Below are 12,928 nucleotides of genomic sequence, written 5' to 3'. Positions count from 1 at the left end.
GATGTCGCCATCCGGAACCGACGTGCAGCCGAGCCCGTCGCGCGCGACCGCGACGCTCTTGCCGAACACGCCGAGCAGCCCAGCCGAGACCGTGCCCTGCTCCTTGTCGACGGAGATCCTCATCAGACGCAACAGCGGATGGCCGGGCGCCTGCACGTCGACGGCGAGCACGTCATTGGCATCGCGTCCGGCGATAAAGACATTCGAGCAGACGATCTTGGCCGAGTACCCCGAGCCGACGCGGATCAGTTCCGGCGGCGCTACGCAAAGCCAGGCGGCGAGTGCTGCGACTGCCAGCACAGCCAGCCCGAGCAGCCATTTCACCAGCCTTAGAACAATCTGCATTTTTCCGACTCCCCCGGAAGCTCATCTATGTCATTGATTTGCCGCCATTGCTTCGGCAAAATCGCGGCTTCTGTCGAGCGCCGTGAACGGAATATCAACCATGATCGGCGATGAACAGGGATAGGAGCGGTCCTGTGGGGTGATCGCTTTGGGGGTACGGTCGAGGGGGCCACCTGCAGCAACAACCCATCAGCGGCCGGCTGAAACCGGTTCAGGAGTAGCGATGCGCCGTTTCGCGGCTTTCATCATGCTGACGTTGCTGGGCGCCTGCTCGACGGTCGACGATCTTGCGCCGTCACTGCCGAGCGCCCCGACCGTTGCGGTGCGTGCACCCCGTTTTGACGACTCCGACCCGCATGAGTGGGAAAGCGGCGCGCCGTGGAGCTATGCCGTTCACGGCACCGACGTCTCCAAATACCAGACCTCGGTCGATTGGCCGGCGGCCAGGGCCAGCGGCATTTCCTTCGTTTTCATCAAGGCGACCGAAGGCGGCGATCGCTTCGACGAATATTTCGACGAGCATTGGAGCCGCACGAAAGCTTCGAGAATTCCGCGCGCAGCCTATCATTTCTACTATTTTTGCACGCCGGCCGCCACGCAGGCGCGCTGGTTCATCAAGAACGTGCCCAAAGACCGCTCGGCGATGCCGCCGGTTCTCGACATGGAATGGAACGCCAAGTCGCCGACCTGCAAGCTGCGCCCCGATGCGGCCACGGTGCGCAGCGAGATGAGCATATTCCTTGAAATCGTCGAAAGACACTATGGCAAGAAGCCGATCATCTACACCTCGATCGATTTCTTCGACGACAACGGCCTATCGGCTTTCCGCGACTACCCCTATTGGCTGCGTTCGGTGGCCGGGCACCCGCGCGAGAAATACGGTAGCCACCCCTTCACTTTCTGGCAGTACACCGGAACCGGCGTTGTGCCGGGCATGAGGGGCAATGCCGACATCAATGTCTTCAACGGCTCGGAAGCAGCCTGGAACAAGTGGCTGCGGCAGAACACCCGTTGACACCGGGCCTGCCGCCTGCTTTTCGGACACGGCCAGTGAAGGACGCCTGCAACCGCCGGTAATCTTTTTGGAAGGATGGCGATGCGATTGCGCTTGGAAATTCTCGCGGCGCTGCTTCTGGCCGCCACGGCGCAAGCGGTGGCACAACAATGCGGCGGCGATTTCGAGGCATGGAAGCAGGGCGTGGCGGCGGAAGCCAGGAACGCCGGCGTCGGCACTGCCGGCCTTGAGGCGCTGGAAAACGCCACCGCCGATGAAAAGGTGCTGGCGCGCGACCGCTCCCAAGGCGTCTTTACCCAGACCTTCGTCGAGTTCTCGAACCGTATGATCTCGTCCCATAGGCTGAAGCAGGGCGCGGCCAATCTGAAGAAATACGCGGATGTTTTTGCCCGCGCCGACCGGGAATTTGGCGTCCAGCCGCCGATCATCGCCGCCTTCTGGGCGCTGGAAACCGATTTCGGCGCCGTGCAAGGCGATTTCCACACGTTGAACGCACTGGTCACGCTCTCGCATGACTGCCGCCGCCCACAACTCTTCCGGCCGCAGATCACACCGCTGTTGACCCTCATCGATCGCGGCGTCGTGCCGGCCGATGTCACCGGCGCCTGGGCGGGGGAAATCGGCCAGACGCAGATGCTGCCGTCCGACTATCTCGGCCGCGGCGTCGACGGCGACGGAGACGGTCTGGTCGACCTGCGCAGCAGCGCGCCTGATGTGATCATGACCACCGCCAACAAGATCATGTCGCGCGGTTGGAAACGCGACCAGCCCTGGATCGAGGAAGTCCGCGTGCCCGACGACATGCCATGGGACCAGACCGGCCGCACCAACAAGCTGCCGCTGACGCAGTGGGCTCAGTGGGGTGTCACCAACCCGAACGGCACGCCGCTTGTCGACAACGGCCTGAAGGCAGGTCTCGCACTGCCCATGGGCCGCAAGGGGCCGGCCTTCCTCGTCTACGACAATTTCGATGTCTATCTCGAGTGGAACCAGTCCTTCACCTATGCGCTGACCGCGGCAAATCTCGCTGCACGGCTGGCGGGTGCGCCGCAATTCGATCCGCGCAATCCCGAACCCGGCCTCAACGGCGACCAGATGAGGGCCTTGCAGACGAAGCTCGAGGCCAAAGGCTATGACGTGGGCACGGTCGACGGCATCCTGGGCACCAACACCCGCGAGGCGATCCGCAAGGAGCAGAAGCGGCTAGGCTTACCGGTCGACGGCTGGCCGACACCGGAGCTGCTGGCGAAACTTTAAGCGGGTCATCGCCTGGCAAGCAGGAAATCGATGAAGACACGCAACGCCGGTGGAACCTGTCGCGAGCTCGTATGATATAGGTAAAAGCCCGGAAATCTGGGCGACCAGGCTTCGAGAAAACGGATGAGCTTGCCGGCTTCGATCCACGGCCGAACCTGGTATTCCAGCATGTAAGCCACGCCGACCCCGTCCAGGGCCGCCTTGATCATCAGTTCCGTATCATTGACCGTCAGCATGACATTCACGGTTGTCTCCAAAGCGCGTTGGCCTCGCGCGAACTCCCACCGATAGATGTTGCCGCCGCTGGGCCACTGGAAATTGATGCACTGGTGATGATGCAGGTCGGCAGGATGGCGGGGTGCAGGATGATCCTCGAGATAACCGGGCGCGGCCACCGCGGCCATCTCCAGCTCCTCGCTGAGTTTCACCGCCACCATGTCCTTATGCAGCCGCTCGCCAAGCCTGATACCGGCATCGAAGCGTCCCTCGACAATATCGGCCAACATGTCGTCGACGATGATCGTCAGTGCGATATCCGGATAGGCGCGGCGAAAATCACCGAGCATGGGAGCGATGAAACGCGTGGCGGCGATGCGTGGAACATTGATGCGCAGCGAGCCTGCCGGTCGATCGCGTGATGCACGCGCGTCGGCGACAGCCCCTTCGAGTTCGCTGAATGCCGGAGCGAGGCGGGCAAACAGCGTTTCGCCTGCAGCCGTCGGCGACACGCTGCGGGTCGTGCGGTTGAGCAGCCGGACACCGACACGCTCTTCCAGCCCGCGTATCGTCTGGCTGAGCGCCGGCGGCGACATCCTGAGCCTGGCCGCGGCGCGGACGAAGCTGCCTTCCTCGACGATCGCTGCAAACGCCTTCAGCTCGGAAAACTCGCTCCCGCGCATTATGTACTCCAGACTTAACAAGCCTGTTCGATAATAGGCTATTATCTGAGTAATGGCATGCCCCTAACTTCGACACGGAACCGCTGCTCGACTTGGAGCGGCCGCAGCCAGACGAGAAAGGACAGCAGCTATGTATCATTCGCTTGAAGGCAAAACCGCGCTCGTGACGGGCAGTTCACGCGGCATTGGACGCGCCATCGCCGAGGGGCTCGCGGCAAACGGTGCGGCCGTGGTCATCAATTATGTCGGTAACGAGAAGGCCGCCCAGGAAGCTGTTGCCGCCGTTCACGAGAATGGCGGAAAGGCCGTCGCCATTCGGGCCGATATCTCCAGCGTTTCCGACATAAGCCGACTTTTCGATGAGACCGAAAAGCAGATGGGACCGATCGACATCGTTGTCGCCAATGTCGGCGTCGCCGTCATAAAGCCATTCGTCGAGGCCACCGAAACCGACTTCGACCACGTCTTCGGCGCCAATGCCAAAGGCACCTTCTTCACGCTTCAGCAGGCGGCGCGCCGCGTGCGCGACGGTGGCCGCATCATCGCCGTCTCCACCGGTGGAACCAAGATGTTCTTCACGCAGACAGCCCTTTATCTCGGCAGCAAAGGGGCCGTCGAACAGTTCGTCCGCGTCCTCTCGCGCGAGCTCGGATCGCGCGGCGTCACGGTGAATGCGCTTTCGCCAGGCTTTACCGACACCGATCTGCTCCCAGAGAGGGATCGCGCGATCGCCGCCGGCATGTCACCCTTCGGCAGGATCGGAGCTCCCCGGGATGTTGCCGATGTCGCGGTCTTCCTCGCCTCCGACGAGGCGCGCTGGCTGACTGGCGAGAACATCCAGGCCGGCGGCGGCGTGGCCTGACCTGCGTATGGCCTAATCAGCCATTGTCTCCAGGCTGGCAAACCCCTGCGGCGCGTCGCCTTCGTCGAACGGCGTCGTCACCTCGACGAACGTGTCGGGATAGAAGCCATTGAATCGTGTCCTGAGCGACAGCGAATAGGCGCCGATATGGCCGATCTCGATCCAGTCGCCGGTATCGACCGTTTCCGGCAGCCAGAATGGCCGCGACAGGATATCGACGGAATCGCAGGTCGCGCCGCAGACCTTGAACGGCACGATGGTCTTCTCCTCGCCATTGCGCGAGCGGATCGCCGGGTCTGGAATGAAGCGCGCCGGCAGCGTGATCTTGCCGGTCCATGAATCCGACAGCGACGCCCAGATGCCGTCATTGATGTAGAGCCGCTTGCCCTTGCGCAGCAGCACGCGCACGATCAGCGACAGGCACCGCGCCACGATCACCCTGCCCGGCTCCGCCACCAGCGGCATCTGGTCGAACTGGTATTCCTTCAGATCGCCCGACAGCCGCGACATGATCTGGCCGAGCGACGGCATCTCGATCTGCTTGCGATTGGGATCATGGCCGTATTCGGCGGGAAAACCGCCGCCGACGTCGAGCCCGGCAATGTCGAAGCTGACGCGGTTGCGCACCCAGTCGGCCGAGGCCAGCGCCCGCTCATAAGTGTCGGGATCCTCGATCTGGCTGCCGACATGGAAGCACAGCCCGACCTTGTAGCCCGTCCGGTTCAGCCTTTCGGCCAAGTCGACCGCATTGGCCGGCCCGGCGCCGAATTTCTTCGACAACTCGTAAGCGGCCGAACCTTTCGTCTGGATGCGCACGAACACCGTGATCGCACCCGGATCGATATCGAGCGCCCGAACCACGCGGGTCAGCTTGGTGATCTCGTCCTCATGGTCGAGCGAGATGACGCGGATGCCATATTTCTCCAGCGCCAGCTTGATGTCCGACTGTGCCTTGACCGGATGCATGTAGAGCATCTCGGCGTCGGGCGAGACCGCGCGCACGGCGGCGAATTCGCCGGGCGAGGCCACGTCGAAAGCATTGACGCCGGCCTCGACCAGCGCCTTCAGCACGATCGGCTCGCCGTTGGTCTTGACCGCATAGGCGGTCTTGCCGGGAAACATCCCCATGAACTGTCTGGCGTCAGCCTTCAGCACCTGCGGGCGGAAGCAATAGATCGGATCGTCCGGGCGAAGCGCCAGCGCCGCCTCGCGGGCATTTTCGAATCGCTGCATGGACGAATCCCTTGACCTGAACTGCGCACAATTAATCCAACCTATGCGGGAATGAAAACAATTCTATGTCTCGCGGCCCTGACGCTGCGGCGCTACGCCAGATGACAGCCCAGACGACAGGCAAAGCTAGCCCACCGATCTGGTTTCGGGTGGCTCTTGCCGACGAACAGGATATGGCCTGAACAGACGCCTGATGGCTTGGCATTCAGAGCCACCGGGGAGGACGATCCATGGCGATCACAACCACGACTGCAATGCGCGGGCCAATGGTGCTGAAAGACTGGGGGCAGCTTCTGCTGCTCGGTGCGATATGGGGCGGCTCGTTCTTCTTTGCCCGCATTGCGGTTGCCGAGCTTCCCCCGCTGGTGCTGGTGCTGTTTCGCGTCGCCATCGCGGCGCTGGCGCTTCATCTCTATCTCGGCCTGCGCGGTCCGTCTTTCCGCCTCGCCTTGCCGCATGCCGGGCTGTTCTTCCTGCTGGCGCTCGTCAACAACGTCATTCCCTTCTCGCTGATCTTCGCCGGGCAGACCGAGCTTGGCGCCGGTGTCGCCTCGGTGCTCAATTCGACGACGCCGTTCTGGACGTTGATCCTCGCCAACGCACTGACGTCAGACGAAAAACTCTCCTGGAACAAGCTTGCCGGCATCGCGCTCGGCATCGTCGGCACGGCGGTGATGATCGGTCCCGGTCTGCTTGCCGGGCTGGGCGGACCGGTCTGGGCGAAATTCGCGCTGATCGGCGCGTCGCTGTCTTATGCGGTCGCCCTGATGGTGGCCCGCCGCTTCAAAGGCGTGCCGTCACCAATCATCGCTACCGGACAATTGACCGCCTCGACCATCATCATGATCCCGGTCGTGCTGTTCGGCTATGGTCCTGGCAACCTGTTTTCGGCCTCGCCGACGGTCTGGGCGGCGGTGTTGGCGCTGGCGTTGCTGTCCACTGCCTTCGCCTACATCCTCTATTTCAACCTCGTCGCTTCGGCCGGCGCCACCAACGCCTCGCTGGTCACGCTGATCGTGCCGGCCAGCGCCATCCTGCTTGGCTTTCTGTTCCTGGGCGAACGGCTCGAACTGTTCGAACTCGGCGGCATGGCGCTGATCGCGCTCGGCCTCGTCACCATCGACGGCCGCCTGTTCGGCCGACGGTAAAGTGGCGCGCACCCCATTGGGCGCAAAATCGATACCGATTTCGGCGGCGGTAGCGCTGCCATATCCATCACTGCCCCAGCTTCGTCACATTTTATGCACAGGTCCGTAGCCGGCTTTTGCCGAAGAGTTTCAATGCCTAACGGCAAAGAGCCGGTCGCAAATTCCACAATGTCGTCGCATTGCAGCACATTTTCCGCTTGCCTGTGGCACAAATGACCCTAGACTCTGGCCATAGCTCTTTAAGAGGAGGCTATGACATGGGACTCACGAGGCCAATCAACGCATTGATGATTTGTGCTGCATTTGCATTTATCGGAGCCCTGATTATGGGCTTTCTTCCGTAAGACCCGCCAAGCGACGGAAGGCCAGCACCGAATAGTCCAAGTCATTGAAAAGGCCGGGTTTTTACCCGGCCTTTTTGCATTTCCAGAGACTTGACCGAGACTTATGCCGCGGCAGACCCCGCAGCTTCAGCCTCATGCGAGCGGATGCCGATCATGTGGCAGATGGCGAACACCAGATCGGCGCGGTTCATAGTGTAGAAGTGGAAATCGCCGACGCCGCGCTCGACAAGGTCCAGCACTTGCTCGGCCGCCACGGCGGATGCCACCAGCGCGTGCGTCTGCGGGTCCTTCTGCAGCCCGTCGAAGCGCTCGGCCAGCCATGCCGGCACTAGCGCGCCGGCGCGCGACGAGAAATTGGCAACCTGGGTGAAATTGTGGACCGGCAATATGCCCGGCACGATCGGTATGTAGATGCCGGCCCGCCGCGCCCGCTCGACATAGCGCTCGTAGAGATCATTGTCGAAGAAGAACTGGGTGATCGCCCGCGTCGCGCCATTGTCGACCTTGCGTTTCAGCATATCGATGTCGGTGGCGAAATCCGGGCTTTCCGGATGCTTTTCCGGATAGGCAGAGACCGAGATGTCGAAATCGCCGACACCTTTCAGCGCCCCCACCAGTTCGGCACCGTTGGCGTAGCCGTCCGGATGCGGACGGTAGGCGGCGCCGACGCCCTCGGCCGGATCGCCGCGCAAGGCGACGAAGCGGGTGACGCCCATCTCGGCGAATTCCTGAATGACCTCATCGACCTCGTGACGCGCCGCGTTGACGCAGGTCATGTGCGCCGCCGGCGTCAGCGCCGTTTCGTTGAGGATGCGCTTGACCGTGCGCGCCGTCCGCTCTCGCGTCGAGCCGCCGGCGCCATAGGTGACGGAGACGAATTTTGGCTTGAGCGGCTCCAGACGGGTGACTGTGTCCCACAGCCTTGCTTCCATCTCGTCGCTCTTCGGTGGGAAGAACTCGAATGAAACCCGGATCTTGTCGCCAATGTCGGGGCGGCGGGAGAAGCGGAACTGGTTCATCAGGCGGTTTCCCCTATCGGATATGCATTGGCCGGTTGTGCGTGGCTGGAAGGATCGGCGATCAGCATGCGCTGGTCACGGCCGAGCCACAGTTTTACGGTGAGCCTGGCCTCATTGCCGCCGCGCGGCTCGAATTCCTGACTGTCCTCGAGGTCGAGCCCGGCCTCGGAAAACCATTCTGTGATCTGCCGATCGGAAAAGCCGAGCCGCACATGCGCGTGCGCGTCGCGCAGGAATTCCAGCGCATGCGGAGCGAAATCGACGATCACCAGCCGGCCTGCCGGGCGCAGCAGCCGCGCTGCCTCGCGGATGGCACGGGCGGGATCATCGAGATAGTGCAGCACCTGGTGGATGGTGACGAGATCGAAGGCGTCGCGCTCGACCGGCGGCGCAAAAATGTCGCCCTGGCGCACCTGCGCATTCGAAATACCGGCCTTGTCGAGGTTGGCGCGCGCCACGGTCAGCATCTCGCGCGACATATCGATGCCGATGCCGCGCCGGTAGAGCGGCGAAAAGATTTCGAGCAGCCGCCCGGTGCCGGTGCCAAGATCGAGCATCGACTGGAACGGCCGTTTGCCGACGAGCCTGAGCAGCGCGGCCTCCACGGCGCGGTCCGGCACATGCAGCGAGCGGATATGATCCCAGCTTGCGGCATTTACGGAGAAATATTCGGCGGCGCGATCCTGCCGCTTGCGCTTGACCGCTGCCAACCGCTCGAGGTCACGCTCGACCTGCGGGTCGGCACCCCGGATGCCAGACACCAGCCTGAGCACGAAATCCCGCGCCGCATCCGAATCCGACAGCCGGAAAAAGGCCCACGAGCCCTCCTGGTAGCGGCCGATCAGTCCCGCCTCCAGCAAAAGCTTCAGGTGGCGAGAGACGCGCGGCTGCGACTGGCCGAGGATTTCGGTGAGATCGGAAACGGTCAGGTCACCGCGTGACAGCAGCGCCAGGATGCGCAGCCGGCTGGATTCGGCCGCCGCCTTCAATGTATCTACCATAGTGTCGAGAGCGACATGCATGCGAACATTCTCTTTGAAAAAGATATAAACATATGTTTATGTCGATTTTGACAGCCTTGCAAGCGCTATGTCGCTTCCGGACAAGAAAATGACGCATGCGTGGTGGATCGCGCAAAGCTGGAAGCATGATCGAGGCAAAACCATGTTCGAGACGCGCAGCGGCGAAAAGCTTTTGGAAACCGATCCGGCCGATATGCCGCCGGACGGCCACATCGTCTTCATTGGTCGCATCGCCTCGCCCTGGACCGCGCGGGAAACTTGCCCCAAGAACATGAAAGCCGCGCGGGAGACGGGACAGCCGGCGGTTCTCACGATAGACCAGCGTTATCGTAATGGCCTGCTCGGGCTGGAGCGTGCCAGCCACGTCATCATCCTGTCCTGGCTGCACCACGCACCGCGCGCCCTGATTGTGCAGAAACCCCGCCATGCGGCTGAACCGAAAGGCGTTTTTTCGCTGCGCTCCCCTGCCCGGCCGAACCCGGTCGGGCTGCATATCGCCAAACTCGTCGCCCTCGACATCGACACCGGCCGCATCGACATCGACGCCATCGACGTGCTCGACGGCACGCCGGTCATCGACATCAAGCCTTACTTCGCTTCGACCGACGCCTTTGCCGAGGCAATCATTGCTGGACGGGACGAGCCAGGGCAGGTCGAGCGATGAGCGCACCGACCGGCCGACGCCGCGCCATCGCCAAGGCGCTGACAGCACTTTTGCCGCTGGCGCCCTATGCCGACATGGAAAAGATCCGCGCCGACGCCGGCGCGGTGCACATGAAGACCCTGCCGCCGACGATCGCCGTGTGGCTGGCGACCATCGCCCACATCCGCCACATGCACACCGATTACGAAAAGCTCCTGGCCGAAGGCTATGACCGTGACTCGGCGCGTTTCTTCGTCATTGAACAGACCAATATTGTGCTGACCCGCTGGCGCGCCACACGTCTGCTCGATGACGAAGAGGAAGAATAGCAAGTTCCTCGATGGCCCAGCGGCAAGCCCGTCCTGTGTCTTGTACTACCCGCCGTGCCGCTCTATCCGCCATCTGGTCGGCGAAAAACGACCTGACGGAGGACGTGATGAGCAAGTCGATCGATCCGCATGCCAAACCGCCCTCGCTCGCCGCCCATCACATAGACCCGCACTCCTATCCGGATGGCGTTGCGTTCCTGGACGGGCAATATCTGCCGATGTCGCAAGCCAAGATCTCGGTGCTCGATTGGGGTTTTCTGCATTCCGACGCCACCTACGACACGGTGCATGTCTGGGACGGTCGCTTCTTCCGCCTCGACCTGCATCTCGACCGCTTCTTCGGCGGATTGGACAAGCTGCGCATGACGATCCCGTTCGACCGCGAAGGCGTGGCCGAAATCCTCCACAATTGCGTGGCGCTGTCGGGTCATCGCGCCGCTTATGTCGAGATGCTGTGCACCCGCGGCGCGTCCCCGACCTTCAGCCGCGACCCACGCGACGCAGTCAACCGCTTCATGGCGTTCGCTGTTCCCTTCGGCTCGGTCGCCAATGCCGAGCAGTTGCAGCGCGGGCAGCATATTGCGATCAGCGACAAGGTGCGCATCCCACCGGCCTCGATCGATCCGGCGATCAAGAACTATCATTGGCTCGATCTGGTGCGAGGCCTCTATGACGCCTATGACCGCGGCGCGGAGACCGCACTGGTCCTCGATTTCAACGGCAATGTCGCGGAAGGCCCCGGCTTCAACGTCTTTTGCGTGAATGACGGCAAACTGTCGACGCCGGCTATCGGCGTGCTGCCCGGCATCACCCGCCGCACCGTCTTCGATCTCTGCGCGGAGGCAGGGCTTGCCGTCACAGCGGCCGATGTCAGCGTCACTGCGCTGCGTCAGTCCGACGAGGTCTTCATCACCTCGACCGCCGGCGGCATCATGCCGGTGACGATGATCGACGGTGTTCCGGTGGCGGACGGCAAGGTCGGCGCGATTACCAAGCGCGTTATGGCGATCTATTGGCAAAAGCACGAGAACCCGGCCTGGTCGAGCCCGGTGCGCTATCCCTGACCCAAGCTTGGCCGGCTGTTGTGGCGCCGGCTCTCATCAACTAAACGTGCTCGACCTTGATAGGTCGGGAATGCTCCGTATATACCGGAAACGGAGAAGCCTCCGTTTAGACCATGATCCCAAAAAAGTGGAACCGGTTTTCGCTGGAGATCATGGTCAAACAAGAACCCAAAATCAAAGCCCGCAGGGGCAAGAACTGGTGGATCATGACACACAAGGTTTGGTTTATTACCGGGTCGTCGAAGGGTTTCGGCCGCGTCTGGGCGGAAGCAGCACTCGCCCGCGGCGACCGCGTCGCGGCAACGGCCCGCGATGCCGGCACGCTTGCCGACCTGGTCGACAAATATGGCGACCATATCGCCGCGATTAAGCTCGACGTCACCGACAAGACGGCCGTCGATGCCGCCATTGCCGAAGCGCATAACCGCTTCGGCCGGCTGGACGTCGTCATCAACAATGCCGGCTATGGCCATTTCGGCGCCATCGAGGAAGTCAGCGAACAAGAAGCCCGCGACCAGATCGAGACCAACGTGTTCGGCGCCCTCTGGGTAACCCAGGCCGCCCTGCCGATCATGCGGACGCAGCGGTCCGGCCACATCATCCAGATCTCGTCGATCGGCGGCGTCAACGCCTTCGCCAATGTCGGTCTCTACCACGCCTCAAAATGGGCGCTGGAGGCCTTTAGCCAGTCGCTCAGCCTGGAGGTCGCGGAGTTCGGCATCCACGTGACGCTTGTCGAGCCGGGCGGTTTCTCCACCGACTGGGCCGGACCGTCCGCCAAGGTTTCGAAGCCGATCGCTGCCTATGAGCCGGCCCATGCCGCGATGGCGGAGCGCCGCAAGCGCTCGGTGGCTGGTGATCCCGCCGCCACCGGACCGGCAATGCTTGAAATCGTCGATGCGGCCGAACCGCCGCTTAGGGTGTTCTTCGGCGATGGCGGCCTGCCGATGGCCAAGCAGGAATATGCCAACCGCATCGCGCTGTGGGAAAAGTGGGACCACGTGTCCGTCATGGCGCAAGGCGAGAACAAGAACCGCAAGGCAGCCTAAGACCGATCCGGAAATCGCTACGCCGCCATGGCGGCGTAGCCCAGTCTCACCTGCCCTAAGCCCGGTAAATCCACTGCTCCGGCACGCGCACCGAAATCTCCTCGCCTGTGGTGATGCGGCCTGGTTTTTCCACCCAGGCGACGAGGCCGCGCAACCGCTTCGCCGCCTTCGGGAACAGCAGCGCGCCGGCCTCGTGGTCGGCCATTCCGGCATTTTCGGCAACCGAGCGTCCGGCGATGCGGCAAGGTCCGTTCTGCGCGTCGACCTTGATGGTGACGCCGCCTTTGAAGAACAGCAGCGTGCCGGACGGCAGCATGGAGAGATGCGGCAGTCCTTCGATCAACAGATTGGCGCCGACCCACTCCGGCTTGATCTCGGCGATACCCATCCGCTGAGCGACGATCGCCAGCTCGTCCGCTGCCACAATAGACAATTGCCGCTCGTTGCGCATCTCGGTGCCGCGTGGATACCAGGGTTCGCGCCCGCCGGAGCGCCGCGTCGCGCCGGCGTGAAAATCGCCGTCGATGCCGTCGAAGCCAAGCCGCAATTCATTCACCGAGCGGGTCTCGAAATGATCCGATGGCGCGACGTAAAGAGCTGCCACCTGCGCGGCAAGCTTCCGCGCCGGGATGATTTCGACCGGAATTTCGGCCTCGGGGAAGAGATCCAGCATAGGCTTCGCTCCTTGCGTGATGCGGC

At 62.6% G+C, this 12,928-nt stretch carries 13 protein-coding genes and 1 pseudogene; 8 read left to right on the top strand and 6 right to left on the bottom strand.

Features of this window, described 5'->3' with window-relative positions; all coding sequences use genetic code 11:
• Positions 1 to 345 (bottom strand): annotated as a pseudogene (locus E5W87_RS12100) (6-aminohexanoate hydrolase); the annotation flags it as partial.
• A 223-nt stretch (positions 346 to 568) separates the two neighbouring features.
• Between E5W87_RS12100 and E5W87_RS12095 the strand changes: the two are divergent.
• Both E5W87_RS12095 and E5W87_RS12090 read left to right on the top strand, forming a co-directional pair.
• Positions 569 to 1,360, top strand: a complete 792-nt coding sequence (locus E5W87_RS12095) for a GH25 family lysozyme (protein WP_292397378.1) — start codon at positions 569 to 571, stop codon at positions 1,358 to 1,360.
• 81 nt (positions 1,361 to 1,441) lie between these two features.
• On the top strand, positions 1,442 to 2,617 hold the full coding sequence (locus tag E5W87_RS12090; protein WP_292397375.1) for a lytic murein transglycosylase: 1,176 nt from the start codon (positions 1,442 to 1,444) through the stop codon (positions 2,615 to 2,617).
• A gap of 5 nt (positions 2,618 to 2,622) precedes the next feature.
• Here the strand turns inward: E5W87_RS12090 and E5W87_RS12085 are convergent, their stop codons facing one another.
• Positions 2,623 to 3,516 (bottom strand): LysR family transcriptional regulator, encoded by an 894-nt coding sequence (locus E5W87_RS12085; protein ID WP_292397372.1) that lies wholly within the window; start codon positions 3,514 to 3,516, stop codon positions 2,623 to 2,625.
• 130 nt (positions 3,517 to 3,646) lie between these two features.
• Here E5W87_RS12085 and E5W87_RS12080 point away from each other — a divergent pair, with 130 nt between their 5' ends.
• On the top strand, positions 3,647 to 4,378 hold the full coding sequence (locus E5W87_RS12080) for an SDR family oxidoreductase (RefSeq protein ID WP_292397369.1): 732 nt from the start codon (positions 3,647 to 3,649) through the stop codon (positions 4,376 to 4,378).
• Positions 4,379 to 4,390: 12 nt separating this feature from the next.
• Here the strand turns inward: E5W87_RS12080 and E5W87_RS12075 are convergent, their stop codons facing one another.
• The gene (locus E5W87_RS12075) at positions 4,391 to 5,611 is read right to left on the bottom strand and encodes an alanine racemase (protein ID WP_292397366.1); all 1,221 of its coding nucleotides are present in this window, start codon (positions 5,609 to 5,611) and stop codon (positions 4,391 to 4,393) included.
• 230 nt (positions 5,612 to 5,841) lie between these two features.
• Between E5W87_RS12075 and E5W87_RS12070 the strand changes: the two genes are divergently transcribed.
• Positions 5,842 to 6,759, top strand: coding sequence for a DMT family transporter (locus E5W87_RS12070; protein WP_292397363.1), 918 nt, complete (start codon positions 5,842 to 5,844; stop codon positions 6,757 to 6,759).
• Between the two features lie 445 nt (positions 6,760 to 7,204).
• On the opposite strand, the gene metF is transcribed toward E5W87_RS12070, so the two are convergent.
• Both metF and E5W87_RS12060 read right to left on the bottom strand, forming a co-directional pair.
• Complete coding sequence (gene metF, locus E5W87_RS12065; RefSeq protein ID WP_095482871.1) at positions 7,205 to 8,122, bottom strand: methylenetetrahydrofolate reductase [NAD(P)H]; 918 nt, start codon at positions 8,120 to 8,122, stop codon at positions 7,205 to 7,207.
• The gene (locus E5W87_RS12060) at positions 8,122 to 9,144 is read right to left on the bottom strand and encodes a metalloregulator ArsR/SmtB family transcription factor (RefSeq protein ID WP_292397361.1); all 1,023 of its coding nucleotides are present in this window, start codon (positions 9,142 to 9,144) and stop codon (positions 8,122 to 8,124) included. The genes metF and E5W87_RS12060 overlap by 1 nt, the downstream gene beginning before the upstream one ends.
• Before the next feature lie 142 nt (positions 9,145 to 9,286).
• On the opposite strand from E5W87_RS12060, the gene tsaA reads away from it, so the two are divergent.
• From tsaA to E5W87_RS12040, 4 genes are all read left to right on the top strand, one after another.
• Positions 9,287 to 9,808, top strand: a complete 522-nt coding sequence (gene tsaA / locus E5W87_RS12055) for a tRNA (N6-threonylcarbamoyladenosine(37)-N6)-methyltransferase TrmO (protein ID WP_292397380.1) — start codon at positions 9,287 to 9,289, stop codon at positions 9,806 to 9,808.
• Positions 9,805 to 10,116 (top strand): DUF2293 domain-containing protein, encoded by a 312-nt coding sequence (locus tag E5W87_RS12050; RefSeq protein ID WP_292397357.1) that lies wholly within the window; start codon positions 9,805 to 9,807, stop codon positions 10,114 to 10,116. Before tsaA ends, E5W87_RS12050 begins: the two co-directional genes overlap by 4 nt.
• Before the next feature lie 107 nt (positions 10,117 to 10,223).
• A complete protein-coding gene (locus E5W87_RS12045; protein WP_292397354.1) occupies positions 10,224 to 11,180 on the top strand; it encodes a D-amino acid aminotransferase in 957 nt (318 codons plus the stop codon).
• 206 nt (positions 11,181 to 11,386) lie between these two features.
• Entirely contained in the window at positions 11,387 to 12,229 is an 843-nt protein-coding gene (locus E5W87_RS12040; RefSeq protein ID WP_292397351.1) for an SDR family oxidoreductase, read from the top strand.
• A 55-nt stretch (positions 12,230 to 12,284) separates the two neighbouring features.
• Here E5W87_RS12040 and E5W87_RS12035 read toward each other — a convergent pair whose 3' ends face one another.
• Positions 12,285 to 12,902, bottom strand: coding sequence for a molybdenum cofactor sulfurase (locus E5W87_RS12035; protein WP_292397348.1), 618 nt, complete (start codon positions 12,900 to 12,902; stop codon positions 12,285 to 12,287).
• Positions 12,903 to 12,928: the final 26 nt, after the last annotated feature.

Source organism: Mesorhizobium sp. (assembly GCF_004962925.1).
Lineage (GTDB): Bacteria > Pseudomonadota > Alphaproteobacteria > Rhizobiales > Rhizobiaceae > Mesorhizobium.
The sequence above is the reverse complement of the archived record's forward strand: the minus strand, read 5'-3'. Positions and strand labels throughout refer to the sequence as shown.